Genomic DNA, 22,937 nt, shown 5'->3' on the forward strand with positions numbered 1-22,937 from the left:
CGCCGGCCTTCACCTGCCTTTCGTGCCGTACGGCGGGTGTGCCGGTTACTTCGTGGACTTCAGGCCGAGGTTGACGAAGTCGTACATCCCGCTGTAGCCGTCGGAGGTGTACACGTTCGCCAGTCGGCTGCCGCGCCAGTTGAGGAACTTCTCGAAGACGAAGGGCAGGTAGTAGCCGCCCTCCATCACCTTGTGGTTGATCTCCGTGGCGATCTTGGCCTTGCCGGCGTCGTCCAGCGTGTTGACGTAGTCCTCGAACAGGCCGTCGATGGCCTTGTCCTTGATGAGCGCGTAGTTGTTGTTACCGCTCTCGAGGATGTAGTCGCTGTGCCACAGCGGCAGACCGTAGCCCTGGACGGACGGGAAGTCCGGGCCCCAGCCCATGATGATGATGCCGTAGTTCTTCTTGATCACGTTCGCGGGGCTGCCGATGATGCCGGCGGTCTGCGAGCCGTCGTACTGGTCGATGTCGACGATGATGCCGACCTTCTTCAGCGACGCCTGGAGCGACTCGGCGGTGGCCACCTCGACCGGCTTGTTGTTGCGGACCGCGATCGTGGTCTTGAAGCCGTTGGGCTTGCCGCAGGCCTTGAGCTCTTCCTTGGCCTTGGCGATGTTGCCCTTCTTGTTGGCACCCGCCATCTCGTACGGGTCGTACTTCTGGCCCTCGGCGCCCGGGACGGACGGCGGCAGCATGTTGGTGCCGATCTCGCCACCGGCCACCGGGCCGCCGCGCGCGGTCTGCAGGGAGACGTGGTCGGCCCCGTAGAGCACGGCCTTGCGGCAGTGGATGTTGTCGAACGGCTTCACGCTCTGCGGGAAGACCGCGTAGCGGATGTAGCCGGAGACCGGGTTGTCCAGGTTGCCCTTGTGCTCCTGAAGGGCGGTGGTGCGGCCCTGCGGCGACAGACCGGTCTGGGCGAGGTCCAGGTCGTAGTCACCGGCGATCAGACGGGCGTCGAGCTCGTTGGCGTTCGTGAAGAACTTGATCGTGATCTTGTCCGGGTACGCCTTGCGGACCGGGTCCGACTCCTGCTTCCACTCGGTGTTGCGGACCAGGGTGAGGTCCTTGCCGGGGCTGTAGGACTCGAACTTGTACGGGCCCGAGGAGAACGGGTGCAGACCGTACTTGGACTTGGTGTCCTTGTCCTGGCGGACCGGGGAGGCGGAGGTGAGCGCCAGCATCTCCTCGAAGTCCGAGTTGGCCTTCGGGAGCTTGAAGACGATGGTCTTGTCGTCCGGCGTCTCGATGGCCTTCAGGCCGAGCTTGTCCTTGGACTTGTCCTTGTACGGGCCCTGGTACTCGCCCTTGGGGTCGAGCACCTCCTTGAGGTACGTCGGACCGCCGGACAGCACGTCCTGCGCCCAGACGCGCTCGATGCCGTACTTGATGTCCTTGGAGGTGATCGGCTTGCCGTCCTCCCAGGTGATCCCGTCACGCAGGGTGTACGTGTAGGTCTTGCCGTCGTCCGTGACCTTCGCGGTGGAGGTCGCGAGGTCCGGCACCACGCCGGCGCCGGCCTCGCCCGGCTCCGTGGCGTTGGTGACGAGCTGACGGGAGTAGTAGCGGGAGAAGTTCCACATGAAGCCGTAGTAGCCGCGCGTGGTGTCCCACGAGTCGGCGTCCTGCGCGCTCGCGAACTTCAGCGTGCCGCCCTTCTTGGCCTGGTCGGCCTGGGCGACCTTGTTGTTCGCCGCGTCGAAGCCGGCGGCGCTGCCCTTCGAGCCGCCGTCGCTGTCGCTGCCGCCGCCGCCGCACGCCGCGGTGGTCAACAGCGCGGCGACCACTGCGGCAGCGGCCATGGCCTGCTTGCGCCGCCCTGAGGTGCGTTGGGTAGTCACGATCTCGGATCCTCCGGATTAGATGAGAGACCCCGTGCAGGTGCCACGGGTCGCGTTGCGGTACGGCGGTTCAGCGGGAGGCCTTCGGGTCCAGCGCGTCACGCACGCCGTCACCGAAGAGGTTGAAGGCAAGAACGGTGATGAAGATCGCCACACCCGGGATCACCATGTACATGGGATCCGACTTGTAGTAGTCGATCGCGCTCGAGAGCATCTGCCCCCAGGAGGCCGTGGGCGGCTTGACGCCCACACCCAGGAAGCTCAGCGCCGCTTCGGTGAGGATGTTGGTGGGGATCATCATCGTCGTGTAGACGATGATCGGCGCGACCAGGTTGGGCAGCAGCTCCTTGAACAGGATGTAGAGCCGCCCGGCGCCCAGCGAGCGGGCCGCCTCGACGTACTCCCGTTCGCGCATGGAGAGCGTCTGACCGCGCACCACGCGCCCGATGTAGGGCCAGCCGAAGAAGCCGATGACGAGGATCATCACGAACAGGCGCACGCCGGTGCCGGACAGGCCCAGCATGTTGTTCGGCATGACGGAGACCAGCGCGATGATGAACAGCAGCTGCGGGAAGGCCAGCAGGCCGTCCATGACCCGGCTGATGAGCGAGTCCACCCAGCCGCCGAAGAAGCCGGCGAGGATGCCCAGGACGGTGCCGACGATCACGGCGACGACGGCCGACAGGAAGCCGACGAGCAGCGAGATGCGGGCGCCGTAGACGATGCGGGCGAAGATGTCGCGGCCGTTGACCGGCTCCACGCCGAGCAGGTGCTCTCCGCTGATGCCGCCGAGGGAGCCGACGGGGGTTCCGAAGAGCGGGTCGATCAGGTCCTCGTGGTGCGTCTCGGGGTCCTGGCCGACGAGGGCGGTGATCACGGGGGCCAGCAGCGCGACGGCGATGAGCAGCAGCACCACGGCGCCGCCCGCGAGGGCCAGTTTGTCCCGTTTCAAGCGCTCCCAGGCGATCCGGCCCAGGGAACGTCCCTGCACCGCCTTGGCCTCGGTGCCGGCAACCGCCGCTTCCTCGGCCGCGCTCGGGGCCGTTTCGGCGGTCGGCTCGTGCAATGGTGCCGTCATCTGGCAGGGACCCCTCTCAACCGGCGGTGACCGGCCCGGACTTGCCGCTGTAGCGGCGTCATCACTCTGTCGTACAAAAGGGCGAACGCCCCTGGTGCGGGAGTCTTCAACGCTTCGGCGCCGCCTTGCCAGACTTGGCGATGAATGGATGCGTAAACGTGATGCTGTCTGGGGGGTTCCGTTATGCGGACGGCGGGTAACGAGGGTCGGACGCGGGCAAGTTGGGACATTGTTCGCAAGATGGGATCTTACGCCTGCTTCTACGCGCGAAGAACCCCGGCCCCCTCCGTGGAGGCGGAAGCCGGATGCGCCTCAGTAGCGGCCCGGCGCGGGCGGGTAGCCGTACCCCGCCGCGGGGGCGGTCGCGGGGGCCGGCGCGTGGGCCTCGCGGTCGTAGAACGGGCGGGCGTTGGCGCGCAGCCACATCGCGACCGGGTCGTGCTCGTCGGACATGGCGACGGTCGACACCGGCAGCCCGTCCGGGACCGCGCCGAGGGACTGCCGCATCATCGCGCGCACCGCGTCCACGGCGGGCGGGGAGGTGTCGTACACGTCCAGCCCGATGGCGAGGTACGGGGCGCCCAGCGCGGGCTGCACCCAGGCGCGGCGCAGCGCGCGGACGGCCGGGGTGCGGTGGGCGTTCTGCGCGAGGAGGGCGTAGAACTGCGGGATCTCGATGGCCGGTTCGGACAGCCGCAGCGGTCCGGCGGGCTGGCGGTCCAGGCCGCTCGCGATCCGGCGCAGGTCCAGCCAGGGGATGCCGAGGCCGCCGCCGGGGGCGTGCGGGTTGAGCCAGAGCCCGTAGCGGTCGGGGTAGAGCGCGCGGGCCACTTCGAGCCCGTCGACCAGTTCGTACGACCGGTTCCAGCCGCTGGCCGACAGCTCCTGGGCGGAGGTGACGCAGGGCGCGTAGCCGAAGCCGTCGACCTCCATGTTCCCGTACTGGGCGTCCGGGGAGCCCGCCTGGCCGTGCCACAGCAGCATCCAGACCTGGCCGGACGAGGGGGTCGCGAGAGCGCGCAGCAACGCCTCGTAGGCGTCGTAACGCCCGGGCGTCACCTGGCGCAGCATGTGCTCGACCTGCCCGGCCGCCGCGGTGCCAGCGCTCACTTGTATCGCCCCTCCGTACAACCCCAGCCGGCCAATGAACCTAGCTTAAGCCGACCGCGCCCGGGCAGCCGCTGCGCGTGCGCGGCGCGGCCGCCCGGGCGCGGGTCACGGCTGGTGTTGGTAGAAGGGCCGGACGCGGGTGCGCATCCAGTCGCCGACCGGGTCCTGGGCCACGTCCAGGAGGACCAGGTTGACCGGCCACCGCACCGGCGCGCGGCCCAGCGCGCGGCCGAGCGCGTCCATCGGCAGGGCGCGCGCGTCGCCCTGCCACTCGGCGAGCTCCACCCCGACGAAGAGCACGGGCTCGGCCGTCTCGATCGCCGCCAGGCAGCGGCGGGCGCTGGTCACCACGGCGAGGGACGCGAACTCCTCCGAGGCCGCGGTGAGGAAGTCCACCGGGTCGTCCTGCCAGTCGGGCTCGAACAGCCGGACCCGGCCACCGGCGGCCGAACCGTCCAGTGGGGTGCGCCCGGCCCGGCACAGCTCCGCCACGGCCGCCGGCGGCAGCGGGATGCCGACCACGCCACCGGGGTTCACCGCGATCCCGGCCTGCGGCGGCAGACCGCGGGCGAACTCCACGGCGGGCGCGATGGTGTACGACATGTGGGAGCCGACGACCTGGCGGAACTGCTCCTCGGAGCTGAACACCGGGACGTAGGCCTGGCCGTCGAGCTCCATGGTGGGCAGGTCGAGCGGGCCGCTGTCCGGGCCGCCGCCGTTCGGCAGCGGTATCCAGACGAAGCTGCGGCCCAGCACCTCGACGATCCTGCCCCCTGCCGAGGGGACGCCGAGGGAGGCGGAGAGCACCTCCTCCAGCTCGTTGCCGGGCCATCCACCGTGCGGATGGGGATGCGCCTGCGCCGGGAAGTCCGCCGGGAAGTCCATCTGCCTACCACCTGCCTGGAACCACTGCTGTGGCTGGAAAGGCTAACCGCTGCCGGGGGCTCCGCGCCGGGGCCGGTCAGGCCGCGAAGCCGATGCGGCGGAGCGTGTCGGCCGCGTCCCGGTCGATCAGGACCGCCGAACCGCAGCCGGCCGGGACCTCCCCGCGCTCCACGGCGCGCAGCAGCCGGTCGCCGGCCGCGCGGTGGCGCAGGAACGCGTACCGGGAGACCCCGCGCCCGCGCTCGCGCTGGCCGGCCAGCGCCTCCTGCGGTGTGACGTCGAGCAGCAGCAGGTGCAGGGCGGCGCCCCTGCGTCGGGCCTCGCGGGCCAGCCAGCGGCGCACCCAGGCCTGCGTCCCGCAGTCGTGGACGACGATGCCCCCGCCGGCCCGCAGCGCCCGGCGCAGCCCGGCGTAGTGCGCGAGGCGGACCAGCGGGCGGTACACCCCGTACGGCAGGAAGTGCGGCATGCGGCGCTCCCAGCGGTCCCGGGTGTTCTGCGAGTCGATGCCGACGCCGCGCACCGCGCGCCGCATCAGCGTGGACTTGCCGCTGCCGGGCAGTCCGGTGACCACGACGAGGTCCCGGGGCCCGAAGAGCAGGGCGCGCGGGCTGCGGCCGGCCCGGGCGCGCAGATCGCGGACGACGGGCGCCGGCAGCGCGCCGCGGGCCCCCCGGACCTGAGCGGCCGGCTGCTGGGGCAGCGCGACCCCCGTGGTGGTGGCGCACGCCGTGGTCCTGTTCACCGTGATCGTCCTCCCCTGGGGCCAGGTACGAGTCCCAATCCCCACCGAGTGTAAAGAAAAGGTAATGCCGGGCGCCTCTCGATTCCGTCCGTTTCGTGAAACAGGCCTGTCACAGCCTGCTGTGACCGTGCCCGTACGCCGTGTGCACCCCAGAGAAAGGGTCCCCCTGCCGCACCCCCGCGATGCGTGCAATGATGTGCGCGCCAACTGCATACCGGCCGTTTGAATCCGCGCGGGAGAGTCCCCGGCACCGTTTGCCGCCGGGGCGCCGAAGGAGCAAGTCCCTCCCTTGAATCTCTCAGGCCCCGTTACCGCGCGGGCGAGGCACATCTGAAAAGCGGGCCGCCGCAGCCGTGCTGCGTCGGCTCCACCCAAGGTGCAAGCCATGAGCCCTCCCCTGCGCGGGTGGTCATGGCGAACCTCTCAGGTTCCGATGACAGATGGGGAGGAACCGCCCTCGCCTTCCCCCACGCTCGGACGCACTCGCGCGGGAGGGACCCCATCGCCTTGGGAGACGACCGATGAGCAGTACCGAACCCCGCCGGACCGCGCTCGATGCCCTGCATCGCTCGCTCGGCGCGACGATGACCGACTTCGCCGGCTGGGACATGCCCCTGCGCTACGGCTCCGAGCGCGACGAGCACAACGCCGTGCGCACGCGGGCCGGCCTGTTCGACCTCTCGCACATGGGCGAGATCACGGTCACCGGCCCGCGGGCCGCCGCCCTCCTCGACTTCGCCCTGGTGGGCAACATCGGCGGGGTGAAGCCCGGTCGTGCCCGCTACACCATGATCTGCCGCGAGGACGGCGGCATCCTGGACGACCTGATCGTCTACCGGCTCGGCGAGACCGAGTACATGGTCGTGGCCAACGCCTCCAACGCCCAGGTGGTGCTGGACGCGCTGGTGGAGCGCTCGGCCGGCTTCGACGCCGAGGTGCGCGACGACCGGGACGCGTACGCGCTGCTCGCCGTCCAGGGCCCCGAGTCCCCCGGCATCCTGAAGTCCCTCACCGACGCCGACCTCGACGGCCTGAAGTACTACGCCGGCCTGCCCGGCACCGTCGCCGGCGTCCCCGCGCTCATCGCCCGCACCGGCTACACCGGCGAGGACGGCTTCGAGCTGTTCGTGAAGCCGGAGCACGCGGTGGAACTGTGGCAGGCGCTGACCAAGGCGGGCGAGGGCGCGGGCCTGGTCCCGTGCGGTCTCTCCTGCCGGGACACGCTGCGCCTGGAGGCGGGCATGCCGCTGTACGGGCACGAGCTGACCACCTCGCTGACGCCCTTCGACGCCGGTCTGGGCCGGGTGGTGAAGTTCGAGAAGGAGGGCGACTTCGTGGGCCGCGCGGCGCTGGCCGAGGCCGCCGAGCGCGCCGCGGCCGAACCGCCCCGGGTCCTGGTCGGCCTGGTCGCCGAGGGCCGCCGGGTCCCGCGCGCCGGGTACCCGGTCGTCGCGGGCGGCGAGGTGATCGGCGAGGTCACCTCCGGCGCCCCCTCCCCGACGCTGGGCAAGCCGATCGCGATGGCCTACGTGGACGCCGCGCACGCGGCGCCGGGCACCGAGGGCGTCGGCGTGGACATCCGCGGCAGCCACGAGCCGTACGAGGTCGTGGCGCTGCCGTTCTACAAGCGGCAGAAGTGACACCGTCGTAGCGTTTCCGGACCGCCGCAGGGTCTGCGGCCGGGTACGTCGTACCTGGTCACAGGTGTGTTCCGCGGCCCCCTCCGTCATCAGCAGTCCCCCGCGTACAGGAGAATTCCAGCCATGAGCAACCCCCAGCAGCTGCGTTACAGCAAGGAGCACGAGTGGCTGTCGGCCGCCGAGGACGGCGTGTCGACGGTCGGCATCACGGAGCACGCGGCCAACGCGCTCGGCGACGTGGTCTTCGTCCAGCTCCCCGAGGTCGGTGACGACGTGACCGCGGGCGAGACCTGCGGCGAGCTGGAGTCGACCAAGTCGGTCAGCGACCTGTACTCCCCGGTCTCCGGTGAGATCACCGAGGTCAACGAGGACGTCGTGAACGACCCGTCCCTGGTGAACTCGGCCCCCTTCGAGGGCGGCTGGCTGTTCAAGGTGCGCGTCACCGACGAGCCGGCCGACCTGCTGACCGCCGCCGAGTACGACGCCCACATCACGGGCTGAGGAGCCGTAGCCGCATGTCGCTTCTGAACACGCCCCTGCACGAGCTCGACCCGGCGGTCGCCGCCGCGGTCGACGCCGAGCTGCACCGCCAGCAGTCCACCCTCGAGATGATCGCCTCGGAGAACTTCGCCCCGGTCGCGGTCATGGAGGCCCAGGGCTCGGTCCTCACCAACAAGTACGCCGAGGGCTACCCCGGCCGCCGCTACTACGGCGGCTGCGAGCACGTCGACGTGATCGAGCAGATCGCCATCGACCGGGTCAAGGAGCTCTTCGGCGCCGAGCACGCCAACGTGCAGCCGCACTCCGGCGCGCAGGCCAACGCCGCCGCGATGTTCGCGCTGCTCAAGCCCGGCGACACCATCATGGGCCTGAACCTGGCGCACGGCGGGCACCTGACCCACGGCATGAAGATCAACTTCTCCGGCAAGCTCTACGACGTGGTCGCGTACCACGTGGGTGACGACGGCCAGGTCGACATGGCCGAGGTCGAGCGCCTCGCCAAGGAGAGCAAGCCGAAGCTGATCGTCGCCGGCTGGTCGGCGTACCCGCGGCAGCTGGACTTCGCCGCGTTCCGCCGGATTGCGGACGAGGTCGGCGCCTACCTCATGGTCGACATGGCGCACTTCGCCGGTCTGGTGGCCGCGGGCCTGCACCCGAACCCGGTGCCGCACGCCCACGTCGTGACGACCACCACGCACAAGACCCTCGGCGGTCCGCGCGGCGGTGTGATCCTCTCCACGGCCGAGCTGGCCAAGAAGATCAACTCGGCGGTCTTCCCCGGCCAGCAGGGCGGCCCGCTGGAGCACGTGATCGCCGCCAAGGCGGTCGCCTTCAAGGTGTGCGCCACCGAGGACTTCAAGGAGCGCCAGCGCCGCACCCTGGAGGGCGCCCGCATCCTGGCCGAGCGCCTGGTCCAGGACGACGTCAAGGCGGTCGGCGTGGACGTGCTGTCCGGCGGCACCGACGTGCACCTGGTCCTGGTCGACCTGCGCGACTCGGAGCTGGACGGGCAGCAGGCCGAGGACCGGCTCCACGAGGTCGGCATCACCGTCAACCGCAACGCGATCCCGAACGACCCGCGCCCGCCGATGGTCACCTCGGGTCTGCGCATCGGCACGCCCGCCCTGGCCACCCGCGGCTTCACCGCCGAGGACTTCGCCGAGGTCGCGGACGTGATCGCCGAGACGCTCAAGCCGTCGTACGACGTCGAGGCCCTCCGGGCACGGGTGACCGCTCTCGCCGGGAAGCACCCGCTGTACCCCGGTCTGAAGTAATTCCGTACCCTTTCGTTCGTACGGACATCCGGGGCATCGCGCACACTGGGTCAGTGGGCGCGGTGCCCCGTTCCGTGCCGCGCGCCTCGCGCGCCCTTCCCGTACCACCCCCTTTCCGGCGGACAGCGCCGTCCGTCACACGCTTAGGAGTCCTCCCGTGGCCATCTCGGTCTTCGACCTGTTCTCGATCGGCATCGGCCCGTCCAGCTCGCACACGGTCGGCCCGATGCGGGCGGCCCGGATGTTCGCCCGGCGGCTGCGCAACGAGGAGCTGCTGGACTCGGTCGCCTCGGTCCGGGCCGAGCTGTACGGCTCGCTGGGCGCCACCGGCCACGGCCACGGCACGCCCAAGGCGGTGCTGCTGGGCCTGGAGGGCGACTCGCCGCGCACGGTGGACGTGGAGTCGGCCGACGAGCGGGTGGAGAAGATCAAGGACGGCGGCCGGATCCGTCTGCTCGGCGAGCGCGAGATCCCGTTCTCCTTCGACGACGACATGGTGCTGCACCGCCGCAAGGCGCTCCCGTACCACGCCAACGGCATGACCCTGTGGGCCCACGACGCGGCGGGCACGGAGCTGCTGTCGAAGACGTACTACTCGGTCGGCGGCGGGTTCGTCGTGGACGAGGACGCGGTGGGCGCGGACCGCATCAAGCTCGACGACACGGTCCTGAAGTACCCCTTCCGCACGGGTGACGAGCTGCTGCGGCTCACCGAGGAGACCGGCCTGTCGATCTCCGCGCTGATGCTGGAGAACGAGCGCGCCTGGCGGAGCGAGGAGGAGATCCGCGCGGGCCTGCTGGAGATCTGGCGGGTGATGCAGGCGTGCGTGGCGCGCGGCATGTCCCGCGAGGGCATCCTGCCGGGCGGTCTGAAGGTGCGCCGCCGCGCCGCGAACACCGCGCGCAAGCTGCGCTCCGAGGGCGACCCGCAGGCCCTGGCCATGGAGTGGATCACTCTCTACGCGATGGCCGTGAACGAGGAGAACGCGGCCGGCGGCCGGGTCGTCACGGCGCCGACGAACGGCGCGGCCGGCATCATCCCGGCGGTCCTGCACTACTACGTCAACTTCGTCCCCGGCGCCGACGAGGAGGGCGTGGTCCGCTTCCTGCTGGCCGCCGGCGCGATCGGCATGCTGTTCAAGGAGAACGCCTCCATCTCCGGCGCCGAGGTCGGCTGCCAGGGCGAGGTCGGTTCCGCCTGCTCGATGGCGGCGGGCGCGCTCGCCGAGGTGCTGGGCGGCTCCCCGGAGCAGGTGGAGAACGCCGCGGAGATCGGCATGGAGCACAACCTGGGCCTGACCTGCGATCCCGTGGGCGGCCTGGTGCAGATTCCGTGCATCGAGCGCAACGGCATGGCCGCGGTGAAGGCGGTCACGGCGGCGCGGATGGCGATGCGCGGCGACGGCTCGCACAAGGTGTCCCTGGACAAGGTCATCAAGACGATGAAGGACACCGGCGCGGACATGTCGGTCAAGTACAAGGAGACGGCGCGGGGCGGGCTGGCGGTCAACATCATCGAGTGCTGACGGGCGGGGCCGGCCGGGAGCGGGGCGCGCGCCGACGCGTGGAGGGCGGCCCGGTGGGGAATGAACCAGTCAACTCCCCACTCCCTCAGGCGCGTCAGGGAGCCTGCATGCTGCGTGGCATCGATGTGAGCGCGTACCAGTCCTCCTCGTACGACACCGACGGGCTGTCCTTCGTCTTCGTCAAGGCGACGGAGGGCCGTTCCTACACCAACCCCAAGCTCTCCGCCCAGACGGAGACGGCCCGTGACGCCGGCCTGGTGGTCGGCTTCTACCACTTCCTCTGGCCGGGCAACCTCACGGCTCAGGCGGAGTACTTCGTGCGCAAGGCCCCCGAGCGGCGGGGCGACATCCTCGCCGTCGACTGGGAGACCACCGGCGAGGGCACCCGTGCGAGCAACTCCGAGAAGGACCGCTTCATCCGCAAGGTGAAGGAACTGCGGCCGCACCACCGCGTGGTCCTCTACTGCAACCGGCACTTCTGGCTGAACGTCGACACCACGTCCTACGCGGGCGACGGCCTCTGGATCGCCGACTACGTCACCGCGGGCAAGCCCCGCATCAAGGCCGCGTGGCGTTTCCACCAGTACACCGACGACCCGCTGGACAAGAACGTGGCCGACTTCTCCAGCAGGTCGGCGTTGCGGGAGTGGGCGGGGGCCTAGCTAGCCGCGGAAGTCCGGGGTGCGTTCCGGGGAGGCTTCGGCCAGGGCCTTGGTGACGGCTTCGGTGCCCGCTCGCAGGGCGTAGACCGGGGTGCCGGGCTGCTGGCGCCAGGAGTCGTCGATGCCGCCCGCGTCGACCGTGTCGAAGCCGAGTTCGTCGATCAGGGCGCGGACCGTGCGCTTGGCCGCCTCGTCGTCGCCGGCGACGGGGAGGGCCAGCCGGTCGGGGTCGCCGGCCGGGCGGTGGCGGTCCAGGATGTCCTGGGCGTAGGTGCCGTTGAAGGCCTTGATCACCGGGTGGCCGAGCCGGTGTTCGGTCCAGCGGCTCTCGGTGAGGCCCTCGTCCTCGATGGCGGCGATCCTGCCGTCGCGCTGCCGCGGGTAGTAGTTGCCGGTGTCGATGACGGCCACGCCCCGCGCGGCCTGGTCGAACAGGCCGGACGGCAGGTCCGCCACGGCCTTCAGCGGGATGGTCACCACCACGACCTCGGCGTCGCGGGCCGCGTCCTCGGCCTTGACCGGGGTCGCGCCGGTCTCCTCGGCCAGAGCGGTGAGGGTGTGCGGGCCGCGGGAGTTGGCGACGGAGACGTCGTGCCCGAGGGCGGTGAGCCGCCGGGTCAGGTTCCCGCCGATGTTTCCGGCGCCGATGATGCCGATCCTCATGTCCGACTCGCCTCGCCCTTCCGGGGGTCGATGTCCGTTCGGTTCCTTGGCGGAACCACTGTGTACGGCACCAACCTCCCGGGCGGGCGGGCTATTCCGGACCTACTTGTCCAGCTGGGCCCAGAACTCGTCGAACGACAGCAGCTTGTCGCCGTTCAGGTCGCGGGACTTGATCACGGCCTCGGCGACCGCCTCGGTGACGTTCCAGTCGCCGCCCTGGGCCAGAGCGGTCTTGAACTCGGCAGCGGTGATGAATCCGTCCCCGTCCGTATCGATCCGCTCGAACTGCTTGCGCGCTTCCTCGATGTCCGCCACCGGTCCGCCCCTCATCTCGTACTTTGCCGTCATGCTGACGCCGGTCAGATTATCGGGCCACGGAGGACTCCCGTGCGGCGGCCACCCGCCCGGACTCCTTCTCGTGCCCGGAGGGGGTTTCGGCCGGATACACCGTGCGGCGCGTCAGCGGTCCGCGACGCGCATCTCGAACCAGGTGGTCTTGCCCCGGGGCAGCAGGTCGACGCCCCAGCGGTCGGCGAGTTCGTCGACGAGGAAGAGACCGCGGCCGCTGACGTCCATCTCCTGGACCGGCATCAGACAGGGCAGTCCGCGGGAGGGGTCGCGCACCTCGACCCGGATCCAGCCGCGCCGTTGGCGCATACGGAGGCCGAAGACACGGGCGCCGGTGTGGCGGACCGCGTTGCCGACGAGTTCGGAGACGAGGAGGACGGCGTCCTCGGTGGTCCCCGCGGTGAGGCCCCAGTGACGCAGGATGACGACCTGGACCAGCCGGCGGGCGGTGGCGGCGGACTCGGGCCGGGACGGGAGCGGAACTTCCGCATCCGCCGGGTTGCCGTACAACTCCAGCGCCTTGAGACCGTGTTCGTCCTCGACCGTCGGCGACCAGCGCGACGCGGTCGCACGTCCGTCTCCCCGCGGCTGTTCCATGCCCTCCAGCCCCGCCATACCCCCATCATGGCCGCCCACGGGGCCCTCCGTGGCCGTTCCGGGGGAATACGCCCCCCGTGCGCCCCCACCCACCACCCGTCCGGAGGCATATGCCGATGGCACTGCGGAGTCGCTGAAACCCCGTCCCACCTGCGGAAAGGGCACACTCTCAGGCAAGCGACGGGCTCCCTCGACACGAGCGGCTTAAGGGTGCGTCAAGGCTCCCACAAACCCCCCATCGAGGGACCCCGGGTAAGACATCGCGTCAATTGCAAGCCCTGGTAGGAACTTTCGGCGGGGTCAGACGAACTTCGCCTTGCCGGGTCCCTCCTCCACGAAGCTGCGCATGCCCCGCTCGCGGTCCTCGGTGGCGAACAGGCCCGCGAACCAGTTGCGTTCGACGGCCAGACCGGTGTCGATGTCCGTCTCGAGACCGGTGTCGACCGACTCCTTGGCCGCGCGCAGCGCGATCGCGGGCCCCTGGGCCAGCTTCGCCGCCCACGCGTGCGCCTGCTCGTAGACCTCCCCGGCGGGGACCACGCGGTCCACCAGGCCGAGCGCCAGCGCCTCGTCGGCCCGGACCTGACGCCCCGTGAAGATGAGGTCCTTGGCCCGGGAGGGGCCGATCAGCCGGGACAGGCGCTGGGTGCCGCCCGCGCCCGGGATGAGGCCGAGCAGGATCTCGGGCTGGCCCAGCTTGGCGTTCTCCCCCGCGATGCGGTAGTCGGCGCAGAGCGCCAGCTCGCAGCCCCCGCCGAGGGCGTAGCCGGTGACGGCGGCGACCACCGGCTTGGGGATGCGGGCCACGGCCGTGAAGGAGTCCTGGAGGGCACGGGCCCGCGCGACCATCGCCGCGTGGTCCATGGCCTGCATCTCCTTGATGTCCGCGCCCGCCGCGAACACCTTCTCCCCGCCGTACAGGACCACGGCGCGCACGTCGTCGCGGCGGGCGGCCTCCTCGGCGAGCTCCTTCAGACGGTCCTGGGTGGCGATGTCCAGCGCGTTCATGGGCGGGCGGTCCAGGCGCAGCGTGCCGACGCCCTCGGCGACTTCGAGATGTACGGTCATGCCAGCAGGTTAACGGGCACTAACGGCGTCGGCCCCGGTGCCGTACCTCACACGCACCGGGGCCGAACGCGTCGCGGGCGCTACGCCTTCCACTTCTCCCAGGACATGTTCCAGCCGTTGAGGCCGTTGTCCGGGGCGATGACGGCGTCGTCGGAGTTCTTGACCTCCACGACGTCGCCGAGCAGCGAGTTGTCGAAGAACCAGGCGGCCGGTGCCCCCTTGTCCCAGCCGCCGCGCACGTCGCGCAGCCCGACGCAGCCGTGGCTGGCGTTGCGGTTGCCGAAGGCGTCGCCGCCCCAGTAGTTGCCGTGGATGAAGGTGCCGGAGGTGGACAGGCGCATGGCGTGCGGGACGTCCTTGATGTCGTACTCGCCGCCGTAGCCGACCGTCTCGCCGTTCATCCGGGTGACCGTCAGCTTCTCGCTGATGACCATCTTGCCGTTCCAGGTCTCGTAGCCGGGCGCGCCGGTGGTGACCGGGATGGTCTTGACGACCTTGCCGTCCCGCGTGACCTTCATCGTGAGCTTCTTGGCGTCGACGACGGAGACCTGGCTGCGGCCGATGGTGAAGGAGACGGTCTTGGACTGCTTGCCGTAGACGCCGTCGCGGCCCTCCACGCCGTCGAGGTTGAGGTCGACGGTGACCTTGGTGCCGGCCTTCCAGTACTTCTCCGGACGGAAGTCGAGGCGGTCGTTGCCGAACCAGTGGCCCTCGACCTCGACGGCCGGCTCGGTGGTGATGCGGATGGCCTTCTCGACGTCCTCGGGGTGTGTGATGCCCCGGGTGAAGCGCAGCGAGAACGGCATTCCGACGCCGACCTTCGAGCCGTCCTCCGGAGTGAAGCTGCCCACGAAGGTGTTCTTCGGCGTCAGGGTGGTGAAACCGGAGTCCTCGGCCGCGGTGCGGCCCTCGGAGTCCTTGGCGACCGCGTGCACCGTGTACGCGGTGGAGGCGGCCAGGTGGGTCGACGGCGTCCAGGAGGCGCCGTCGCCGGATATCTTCCCCTCGATCCTCCCGCCGTCCGGGTCCTTGACGACGACCTCGGTCAGCTTGCCCTTGGCGGCGGTCACCTTCAGCGCGCCGCTGGTCCGCACGGACTTGGCGCCGTCCTCGGGCGTGATGCCGACCACGGCCTCGGACTGCTTGCTCTGCGCCGCGGTGGAGTCCTTGTCCTTGCCGTCACCCCGGCCGGACCCCGAGCCGGACTCTCCGCCGCCACAGGCGGTGACCGCCAGCATCACGCCCAGTGCCAGCGCCGCCAGCCTCCTGCCGCCTCGCCCCCGCGCGCCGACCGGCGTCGCCCCCGATATGGGCCCCACGTTCACTGTGTTCTCCCCTCGGCGGGTCCGGGCCCCTCACCGAGAACGGCCTGGCCCGACCCCCGCGCCCCCGCGCGCCCCTCGCGCGCACGGCGCATAGTAACCACAGGCCAGGGGCGTCGGACGCGATGGGTTTGTCACCGTTCCGTTCCAACTTCCCCGGCCCGGCCGGGGGTCAGTTCACCGCGGTGCCCGCCTTCCACCGCTTCCAGTTCATGTTCCAGCCGCCGAGGCCGTTGTCGGGGGCGACCGTCTCGTCCTTGCTGTTGACGACCTCGACGACGTCGCCGATGAGGCTGCGGTCGAAGAACCATCCCGCCGGGGTGTCCGCGCCGCCGCCCTTCACATCGCGCAGGCCGACGCAGCCGTGGCTGACGTTGCTGCTGCCGAACACCTCCTCGTCGGCCCAGTAGTTGCCGTGCAGGAAGGTGCCGGAGGAGGTCAGGCGGATGGCGTGCGGGACGTCGGGGATGTCGTACTCGCCGCCGAAGCCGACCGTGCGGCTGTCCATGCGGGTGACCTCGAGCATCTCGGTGATCACCATCTTGCCGTTGTACGTGGGCGTCTTGCGGGCGCCCGCCGTGACGGGCACGGTGGCCAGCAGGTCCCCGTCCCGCCGCACCCGCATGGTGTGGTCGGCGGCGTCGACCACCGAGACCTGGCTGCGGCCGACGGTGAAGGTGAAGGTGCGGTGCTGGAGGCCGTAGACGCCGGGGGCCGCCTCGACGTCGCGCAGCCGCAGGTCGACGGTGACCCGGGTGCCGGGCTTCCAGTAGTGCTCGGGGCGGAAGTCCAGGCGGGACGCGCCGAACCAGTGCGGGCGGATCTCCACCGCCGGGCGGGCGGTGACGCGGACCGCGCGTTCGACGGCGGCGCGGTGGACGATCTCCCGGTTGAACTCCAGGGAGACGATCATGCCGGTGCCGACGGTGGAGCGGTCCTCCGGGGCGACGTAGCCGATGAAGCGTTCCTCCGGGACATGTGTCGTGAAAGTGGTGTGCCGGGCGGACCGCCGGCCCTCGCCGTCCACGGCCACCGCGTCGACGGTGTACTTCGCGGCCAGCGCGAGCCGCTCGTCGTCCGGCCGCCAGGTCAGACCGTCGCCCGAGATCCGACCCGGAACCGGGGACTCCCGCGCGTCCCGGTCCACGACGACCTCCACCGACTCCAGCCGCCCGTCCGGCACCCGCACCCGCAGCCGCGCGTCGGGGCGCACGTCCCTGCTGCCGTCGTCGGGCGCCACGCGGATGGTGTCCCCGGCGGCCGGGGGCCCGAACGCCCCGCCGACGGTGCCGTCCGCGCACCCGGCGGCTCCGGTCAGCAGTCCTGCCCATGTCACTACGGCGGCCAGCACGGCCCTCGCGCGCCGTGCGCGCCCTTGTACGTACCTCACGCGGTGCCCAACGACCGGCCTCGCCTCCGGGAAACGACCATGCCGCCCCCTGGCGGAACGTGAGTGCGAGGCACGCCCTGGGCAGAACAGTGGGGAGGACGACGCGCCGGGGAGCCGGAACCGGACACCGGGCCCTGCCCCTGTCCGCCGTCGTCCGCCACGAGCCGCGGGAGGCTGACAGGTGTCCAGCGCAGCCGAGCAGGAGGCGGTGGCCGCGGAGCGGGCCACCGGGGACGGGGGCCCGGCCGCCGTCGTGAACGGCGCCCGGCCGGTGAGGCCCGTGCCCACGGTGCCCGTGCGGCCGGGCCGGCCGGCCCCCCTGGGTGCCCGGTTCCGGGTGGGCCCGGACGGGGTGGCGGGGACGAACTTCGCGTTGTGGGCGGGCGGGGCGAAGGGCGTCGAGCTGTGCCTGTTCGATGAGCGGGGCAGGGAGAGCAGGGCCCCGCTCACCGAGCTGACGCACGAGATCTGGCACGGCTTCGTGCCGGGCGTGCTGCCCGGCCAGCGGTACGGCTACCGGGTGCACGGCCGCTGGGACCCGTGGACCGGCGCCCGCTGGAATCCGGCGAAGCTGCTGCTGGACCCGTACGCGCGCGCGGTGGACGGCGACTACGCCTCCGCCGGGCTGCCGGCCGAGGTGTACGGGCACGTCCGCGACTGGCCGGAGCAGCACGTCGCGGACACCGTGCGGGACGACCGGGACTCGGCGCCGTACGTGCCCAAGGGGGTGGTCGTGCACGACGGCGGCCCCGACGACGAATGGACGTACGACCAGCGGCCGAAGACGCCGTGGGCGGACTCGGTGATCTACGAGCTGCACGTCAAGGGCTTCACCCGGCGCCATCCGGGCATCCCCGAGGAGCTGCGCGGCACGTACGCGGGGCTGGCGCACCCGGCGGCCGTCGAGCACCTGGTCCGGCTCGGCGTCACGGCCGTGGAGCTGCTGCCGGTGCACCAGTTCGCGCACGAGGACCACCTGCTGCGGCGGGGGCTGCGCAACTACTGGGGTTACAACTCCATCGGCTACTTCGCCCCGCACGCCGGGTACGCGGCCTCCGGGACGACCGGGCAGCAGGTCGGCGAGTTCCGGCGGATGGTGCGGGCGCTGCACGCGGCCGGGATCGAGGTGATCCTCGACGTGGTCTACAACCACACCGCGGAGGCGGGCGAGCTGGGCCCCACCCTGTCGCTGAAGGGCATCGACAACCGCGGCTACTACCGTCTCCAGCCGGACGCGCGCCGGTACGCCGACTACACGGGCTGCGGCAACACGCTCCACGTCGTCCAGCCGCACGTGCTGCGGCTGATCACGGACTCGCTGCGCTACTGGGTGACGGAGATGGGCGTGGACGGCTTCCGCTTCGACCTGGCGGCGGCCCTGGCCCGCTCCATGCATGACGTGGACATGCTCTCCCCGTTCCTGGCGGTGATCGCCCAGGACCCGGTGCTGCGCCGGGTGAAGCTGATCGCCGAACCCTGGGACGTCGGCTCGGGCGGCTACCAGGTGGGCGCCTTCCCGCCGCTGTGGACCGAGTGGAACGACCGGTACCGCAACGCGGTGCGGGACTTCTGGCGGCACGCCCTGCCGGACGTGCGGGAGATGGGCTACCGCCTCTCCGGGTCGAGCGACCTGTACGCCTGGGGCGGGCGGCGCCCCTACGCCTCGGTCAACTACGTCACCGCGCACGACGGCTTCACCCTGCGCGACCTGGTGTCGTACGACCGCAAGCACAACGAGGCCAACGGCGAGGGCAACCGGGACGGCACGGACGACAACCGGTCCTGGAACTCCGGCGCGGAGGGGGAGACGCGGGACCGGGACGTACGGACGCTGCGGCGCCGCCAGCTGCGGAACCTGCTGACCACGCTGCTGCTGTCGACGGGGGTGCCGATGCTCGTCGCCGGCGACGAGATGGGCCGCACCCAGCGCGGCAACAACAACGCCTACTGCCAGGACAACGAGACCGGCTGGGTGGACTGGACCCTGCTGGACGACCCCGAGTGGCGGCCCCTGTTCGAGCTGACGTCCCGGCTGATCGCCCTGCGTCACCGGCACCCGGTGCTGCGCCGCCGGGCCTTCTTCTCCGGCCGGGCGCACTCCGCGGACGGACTGCGCGACCTGGCCTGGTTCACCCCGCGGGGCGCGGAGATGACGGAAGGGGACTGGTACGCGCCGGCCGCCACGCTCGGCATGTACCTCTCCGGACGGGACATCCCGGGCCGCGACGAGAACGGGGCGCCCGTCCTCGACGACAGCTTCCTCGCGGTCCTGCACGCCGGTGAGTGGCCGGTGGACTTCGTCCTGCCGGGGCCACCCTGGGCCGAGCGGTACGAGGTGGTCGTGGACACCGGCCGGGAGGACCAGACGTCCGCACCGGACACCGAGCACCGCGCGGGCACCACGGTCACGGTGCCGGGCCGCACGGTCCTGCTGCTGCGGGTGCGGCCCTGAGCCGGGCGCGCGGCGCCGTACGGCCCAGCTCCGGGCACGGCGTGTGTGCGCCACCGACGGCGCGGGCGCGGCGCGCGCGCCGGGCGTACGCACAGGTCGTAGGACCGACGGCGGACACGGGTCCGGTCGAAACTCGGTGGGAAGTGTCAGTGGCGATCCGTACTCTCGCTGCTGATGCCCACCACACCTGACGCCCCGGAACCCCGCTCCGCCGTGCGCACGCTGCTGCGCCTGTGGCCCTACGTGCGGCCCGTCCGCGCGCGGCTGTTCACCGCCGCGTTCATCGCGATCGTCGCCTCCTGCATCGGGCTGGTCATACCGCTCGTACTGAAGTGGATGGTGGACGGTCCGGTCGCCGACCGGGACCCGGCCGGGGTGTGGCTCGGCGCGCTGTACCTGCTGCTGCTCGGGCTCGCGGAGGCCCTGCTGTTCGGATACCGGCGCTGGCTGGTGGCCCGTCCGCTGTCACGGGTCGAGGCGGAGATGCGGGCGGACCTGTACCGGCACCTGCAGCGGCTGCCGGTCGCCTTCCACGACCGCTGGCCCTCGGGGCAGTTGCTGTCCCGGGCCACCACCGACCTGATGCTGCTGCGCATGTTCCTCGCCTTCCCGCTGACCTTCCTGCTGGTCAACGGGGTGACGATCGTCGTCGGCGTGGTCATCATGCTGATCCAGGACTGGACGCTGGGGCTGGTCGTCCTGGTGCCCGCGGTGCCGGTGCTCCTCACCTGCGTCGTCTTCGAGAAGAAGTACTCGGGCGCGGCGCGGCTGGCGCAGGACCAGGTGGGCGACCTGACGACGGTGGTCGAGGAGAGCGTGCTCGGCATCCGGATCATCAAGGGCTTCGGCCGGCACCGCAGTCAGGCGCTGGCGTTCCGGGAGCTGTCGGGGAAGCTGCGCGGGACGGAGCTGCACAAGGCCCGCCTGCTGGCCACGATCCTGGGCGTCATCGTGACGCTGCCGGAGCTGGCGATCGGGGCGGCGCTGGTGCTCGGGGCGGTGCGGGTGGCGGACGGGTCGCTGTCCGCGGGGACGCTGGTGGCGTTCCTGTCCACGGCGCTGGCACTGCGGTGGCCGGTGGACTCGATCGGGTTCCTGCTGGCGATGAGCCAGGAGGCGGCGACGGCCACGGAGCGCTACTTCGAGGTGATGGACGCGGAGCCGGAGTCCGGTGCCGAGAAGGCCGGGCCGCGCGGCCCGGCGCCCCGGAGCGGGGCCGCGGACGGGCTGCGGTTCGAGCACGTCTGCTTCCGCTACCCCGACGCGCCGCCCGGCTCCCCGCCGGTGCTGGACGGCATCGACCTGCACATCCGTCCCGGTGAGTCGCTCGCGCTCGTCGGGGCCACCGGCAGCGGGAAGACCACGCTCACCGCTCTCGTGCCGCGGCTGCACGAGGTGACCTCGGGGCGGATCACGCTCGACGGGACGGACATCACGGCCATGTCCCGGGAGGAACTGCGCTCCAGGGTCGCCGTCGCCTTCGAGGAGCCCACGCTGTTCTCGGCGAGCGTCGGGGAGAACGTGCTGATGGGCGGCGGAAACGGCGAGGAGGACCTGGAGCGCGCGCTCGGCGTGGCGCAGGCCGGCTTCGCGCACGCGCTGCCCCAGGGCGTGGACACCCAGGTCGGCGAGCAGGGGCTGAGCCTCTCCGGCGGGCAGCGGCAGCGTCTCGCGCTGGCCCGGGCCGTCGTCGGCCGGCCCGGCTTCCTGGTCCTGGACGACCCGCTGTCCGCGCTCGACGTGCACACCGAGGCCGCGGTCGAGGCCGCCCTGCGCCGGGTGCTCGCCGACACCACGGCCCTCATCGTGGCCCACCGCCCGTCCACCGTGCTGCTGGCGGACCGGGTCGCGCTGCTCTCCGGCGGCCGGATCACCGCGGTCGGCACCCACCACGAACTGCTGCGTACCCACCCCGAGTACGCCCACCTGATGTCCGGTGACCCGGCGGGGGAACAGGAGGACCAGCGATGACGGCGGCCACCACCGCACCCGCCGAGGACGCGGACGACGACCGGACCGCGACGTCCGGTGACCCCTTCGACCGGGACCAGTTGCCCGCTCCCCCGGGTGCCACCGGCGCGCTGCTGCGCTCCCTGCTCGCGCCGATGCGCGGCCGGGTCGCGGTCACCGCGCTGTTGCTGCTGCTCCAGCAGGCCGCCGTGCAGGCGGGCCCGCTGCTGGTGGCGTACGCCATCGACCGGGCGGTGCCCGCGTTCCGCGGCGACGACCACGGGCCGCTGATCGCGGTGGCGGTGGGCTACCTGCTGTGCGCGGCCTCGGCCGGGGCGCTGCAGTACGCCTTCGTCACCGCCTCCGCCCGGGTCAGCCAGGACGTGCTGCTCGATCTGCGCGGCCGGATCTTCCGCCACGCGCAGGCGCTGAGCGTCGACTTCCACGAGCGGTACACCTCCGGCCGGCTCATCTCCCGCTCCACCACCGACGTCGAGTCGCTGCGGGAGCTGCTGGAGGAGGGTCTGCAGGAACTGGTGACGGTCATCCTGTCGGCCGTCTACATCTCGGCGCTGCTGCTCTGGCTGGACCTGGGGCTGGGCGGCGTGGCGGTCGCGTCGTTCGTGCCGCTGTACCTGCTCGTGCGGTCCTACCGGCGGCGGGCGGCGCGGGTGTACCGCAGGCGGTCCACGACGATCGCCGCGGTGATCGTGAAGTTCGTCGAGACGATGAACGGCATCCGGCCGGTGCGCGCCTTCCGCCGGGAGGCCGCCAACGACGCCGAGTTCCGGGTGCTGAACCGGCGGCACGAGCGGACCAACGGGGACGCGCTGCTGGAGATGGCCCGCTACGTGGTGGGCTCGCGGGTCACCGCCAACACCACCGTCGCGCTGATCGTGCTGTGGGGCGCCTACCGGGTCGCGGACGGGACGCTGGCGCTCGGTGTGCTGGCGGCGGCGGTGCTGTACCTGCGGCGGCTGTACGACCCGATCGACCGGCTGGGCATGTTCCTCAACTCCGCCCAGTCGGCGGCGGCGTCGCTGGAGAAGATCGCCGGGCTGCTGGCGCAGACCCCCTCGGTGCCCGAGCCGTCGGCGCCCCGCGAGCTGCCGGAGCGGCGCTCCGGGCTCCCCGGCCGCGAGGTGGTCTTCGACGGCGTCCGTTTCACCTACCGCACCGGCGGCGAGGTGCTGCCCCGCTTCGACCTGACCCTCGACGCCGGACGGACCGTCGCGGTCGTCGGCTCGACCGGTGCCGGCAAGTCGACGCTGGCCAAGCTGCTGGCCCGGTTCTACGACCCCCGTGACGGCCGGGTGCTGCTCGACGGCGTGGACCTGCGCGACCTGACGGGACGCGATCTGCGGCGCGAGGTGGTGATGGTGACGCAGGAGGCGTTCCTGTTCTCCGGCACGGTCGCCGAGAACATCTCGATCGGGCGGCCGGACGCCACCCGTCAGGAGATCGAGCAGGCGGCGAAGGAGATCGGCGCGCACGACTTCATCGCCGCCCTGCCCGACGGCTACGACACCGACGTACGCAAGCGGGGCGGCCGCATCTCGGCCGGTCAGCGCCAACTGGTCTCGTTCGCCCGGGCGTTGCTCGCGGACCCGGCGGTCCTCATCCTCGACGAGGCGACCAGCTCGCTGGACGTCCCCGGCGAGCGGGCGGTGCAGCGGGCGATGGCGACGGTGCTGAAGGGGCGTACGGCGGTGGTGATCGCACACCGGCTGTCGACCGTGGAGATCGCGGACCGGGTGCTGGTGATGGAGCACGGCCGGATCGTGGAGGACGGCGCTCCGGCCGAACTGATCGCCGGCACGGGCAGGTTCGCCGATCTGCACCGGGCCTGGCGGGACAGTCTGGCCTAGCGTCGGGACCGGACGAG

At 71.6% G+C, this 22,937-nt stretch carries 18 protein-coding genes, 1 pseudogene and 2 riboswitches; of the genes and pseudogenes, 8 read left to right on the plus strand and 11 right to left on the minus strand.

Annotated features, from left to right (window positions below):
* Positions 1-45: 45 nt before the first annotated feature.
* The 5 genes from FHX78_RS10185 to FHX78_RS10205 form a co-directional block, all read right to left on the minus strand.
* Complete coding sequence (locus FHX78_RS10185) at positions 46-1,842, minus strand: ABC transporter substrate-binding protein (protein ID WP_145867124.1); 1,797 nt, start codon at positions 1,840-1,842, stop codon at positions 46-48.
* 70 nt (positions 1,843-1,912) lie between these two features.
* Complete coding sequence (locus tag FHX78_RS10190) at positions 1,913-2,920, minus strand: ABC transporter permease (RefSeq protein WP_145867125.1); 1,008 nt, start codon at positions 2,918-2,920, stop codon at positions 1,913-1,915.
* Between the two features lie 312 nt (positions 2,921-3,232).
* Entirely contained in the window at positions 3,233-3,991 is a 759-nt protein-coding gene (locus FHX78_RS10195; protein ID WP_145871830.1) for an enhanced serine sensitivity protein SseB C-terminal domain-containing protein, read from the minus strand.
* Between the two features lie 144 nt (positions 3,992-4,135).
* Positions 4,136-4,915, minus strand: a complete 780-nt coding sequence (locus FHX78_RS10200) for an enhanced serine sensitivity protein SseB (protein ID WP_145867126.1) — start codon at positions 4,913-4,915, stop codon at positions 4,136-4,138.
* Between the two features lie 76 nt (positions 4,916-4,991).
* Positions 4,992-5,660 (minus strand): AAA family ATPase, encoded by a 669-nt coding sequence (locus FHX78_RS10205; protein ID WP_189908720.1) that lies wholly within the window; start codon positions 5,658-5,660, stop codon positions 4,992-4,994.
* A gap of 223 nt (positions 5,661-5,883) precedes the next feature.
* Positions 5,884-5,984: riboswitch (glycine riboswitch) on the plus strand.
* A riboswitch (glycine riboswitch) is annotated at positions 5,985-6,110 on the plus strand. It abuts the riboswitch before it with no gap.
* A 71-nt stretch (positions 6,111-6,181) separates the two neighbouring features.
* On the opposite strand from FHX78_RS10205, the gene gcvT reads away from it, so the two are divergent.
* The 5 genes from gcvT (at position 6,182) to FHX78_RS10230 (ending at position 11,262) form a co-directional block, all read left to right on the plus strand.
* Positions 6,182-7,300, plus strand: a complete 1,119-nt coding sequence (gene gcvT, locus FHX78_RS10210) for a glycine cleavage system aminomethyltransferase GcvT (RefSeq protein WP_145867127.1) — start codon at positions 6,182-6,184, stop codon at positions 7,298-7,300.
* A 123-nt stretch (positions 7,301-7,423) separates the two neighbouring features.
* Positions 7,424-7,801 (plus strand): glycine cleavage system protein GcvH, encoded by a 378-nt coding sequence (gene gcvH, locus FHX78_RS10215; protein WP_145867128.1) that lies wholly within the window; start codon positions 7,424-7,426, stop codon positions 7,799-7,801.
* Positions 7,802-7,815: 14 nt separating this feature from the next.
* On the plus strand, positions 7,816-9,075 hold the full coding sequence (gene glyA, locus FHX78_RS10220; protein WP_145867129.1) for a serine hydroxymethyltransferase: 1,260 nt from the start codon (positions 7,816-7,818) through the stop codon (positions 9,073-9,075).
* 157 nt (positions 9,076-9,232) lie between these two features.
* Positions 9,233-10,600 carry an L-serine ammonia-lyase gene (locus tag FHX78_RS10225; RefSeq protein WP_145867130.1) on the plus strand — a complete coding sequence of 456 codons (1,368 nt, stop codon included), beginning with the start codon at positions 9,233-9,235 and terminating at the stop codon, positions 10,598-10,600.
* A gap of 107 nt (positions 10,601-10,707) precedes the next feature.
* Positions 10,708-11,262, plus strand: a complete 555-nt coding sequence (locus FHX78_RS10230; RefSeq protein ID WP_145867131.1) for a glycoside hydrolase family 25 protein — start codon at positions 10,708-10,710, stop codon at positions 11,260-11,262.
* On the opposite strand, the pseudogene FHX78_RS10235 reads toward FHX78_RS10230, so the two are convergent.
* From FHX78_RS10235 to FHX78_RS10260, 6 genes and pseudogenes are all read right to left on the minus strand, one after another.
* Positions 11,263-11,943, minus strand: a pseudogene (locus FHX78_RS10235) (NADPH-dependent F420 reductase); the annotation flags it as partial. It abuts the gene before it with no gap.
* 84 nt (positions 11,944-12,027) lie between these two features.
* On the minus strand, positions 12,028-12,240 hold the full coding sequence (locus FHX78_RS10240; RefSeq protein WP_145871833.1) for an EF-hand domain-containing protein: 213 nt from the start codon (positions 12,238-12,240) through the stop codon (positions 12,028-12,030).
* Between the two features lie 144 nt (positions 12,241-12,384).
* The gene (locus FHX78_RS10245) at positions 12,385-12,993 is read right to left on the minus strand and encodes an ATP-binding protein (protein WP_373313124.1); all 609 of its coding nucleotides are present in this window, start codon (positions 12,991-12,993) and stop codon (positions 12,385-12,387) included.
* Positions 12,994-13,170: 177 nt separating this feature from the next.
* Positions 13,171-13,938: an enoyl-CoA hydratase/isomerase family protein gene (locus FHX78_RS10250; RefSeq protein WP_145867134.1), complete on the minus strand. Its 768-nt coding sequence runs from the start codon at positions 13,936-13,938 to the stop codon at positions 13,171-13,173.
* A gap of 80 nt (positions 13,939-14,018) precedes the next feature.
* Positions 14,019-15,263 carry a L,D-transpeptidase gene (locus FHX78_RS10255; RefSeq protein ID WP_189908721.1) on the minus strand — a complete coding sequence of 415 codons (1,245 nt, stop codon included), beginning with the start codon at positions 15,261-15,263 and terminating at the stop codon, positions 14,019-14,021.
* 169 nt (positions 15,264-15,432) lie between these two features.
* Positions 15,433-16,650, minus strand: coding sequence for a L,D-transpeptidase (locus FHX78_RS10260; RefSeq protein ID WP_145867135.1), 1,218 nt, complete (start codon positions 16,648-16,650; stop codon positions 15,433-15,435).
* A gap of 181 nt (positions 16,651-16,831) precedes the next feature.
* Between FHX78_RS10260 and glgX the strand changes: the two genes are divergently transcribed.
* The 3 genes from glgX to FHX78_RS10275 all read left to right on the plus strand — a co-directional run bounded on the left by glgX (position 16,832) and on the right by FHX78_RS10275 (position 22,920).
* A complete protein-coding gene (glgX, locus tag FHX78_RS10265; RefSeq protein ID WP_145867136.1) occupies positions 16,832-19,102 on the plus strand; it encodes a glycogen debranching protein GlgX in 2,271 nt (756 codons plus the stop codon).
* A 174-nt stretch (positions 19,103-19,276) separates the two neighbouring features.
* Positions 19,277-21,073 (plus strand): ABC transporter ATP-binding protein, encoded by a 1,797-nt coding sequence (locus FHX78_RS10270; protein WP_145867137.1) that lies wholly within the window; start codon positions 19,277-19,279, stop codon positions 21,071-21,073.
* Complete coding sequence (locus FHX78_RS10275; RefSeq protein WP_145867138.1) at positions 21,070-22,920, plus strand: ABC transporter ATP-binding protein; 1,851 nt, start codon at positions 21,070-21,072, stop codon at positions 22,918-22,920. Before FHX78_RS10270 ends, FHX78_RS10275 begins: the two co-directional genes overlap by 4 nt.
* Positions 22,921-22,937: the final 17 nt, after the last annotated feature.

It is taken from the genome of Streptomyces capillispiralis, from assembly GCF_007829875.1.
In the GTDB taxonomy this organism is placed as follows: domain Bacteria; phylum Actinomycetota; class Actinomycetes; order Streptomycetales; family Streptomycetaceae; genus Streptomyces; species Streptomyces capillispiralis.

Bases quoted from the DNA above. Each gene is read 5' to 3' on its own strand.
- FHX78_RS10190 (WP_145867125.1), bottom strand. From the start codon at position 2,920: ATGACGGCACCATTGCACGAGCCGACCGCCGAAACGGCCCCGAGCGCG.
- FHX78_RS10195 (WP_145871830.1), bottom strand. From the start codon at position 3,991: ATGCTGCGCCAGGTGACGCCCGGGCGTTACGACGCCTACGAGGCGTTG.
- FHX78_RS10200 (WP_145867126.1), bottom strand. From the start codon at position 4,915: ATGGACTTCCCGGCGGACTTCCCGGCGCAGGCGCATCCCCATCCGCAC.
- gcvT (WP_145867127.1), top strand. From the start codon at position 6,182: ATGAGCAGTACCGAACCCCGCCGGACCGCGCTCGATGCCCTGCATCGC.
- gcvH (WP_145867128.1), top strand. From the start codon at position 7,424: ATGAGCAACCCCCAGCAGCTGCGTTACAGCAAGGAGCACGAGTGGCTG.
- glyA (WP_145867129.1), top strand. From the start codon at position 7,816: ATGTCGCTTCTGAACACGCCCCTGCACGAGCTCGACCCGGCGGTCGCC.
- FHX78_RS10230 (WP_145867131.1), top strand. From the start codon at position 10,708: ATGCTGCGTGGCATCGATGTGAGCGCGTACCAGTCCTCCTCGTACGAC.
- FHX78_RS10250 (WP_145867134.1), bottom strand. From the start codon at position 13,938: ATGACCGTACATCTCGAAGTCGCCGAGGGCGTCGGCACGCTGCGCCTG.
- FHX78_RS10270 (WP_145867137.1), top strand. From the start codon at position 19,277: ATGCCCACCACACCTGACGCCCCGGAACCCCGCTCCGCCGTGCGCACG.
- FHX78_RS10275 (WP_145867138.1), top strand. From the start codon at position 21,070: ATGACGGCGGCCACCACCGCACCCGCCGAGGACGCGGACGACGACCGG.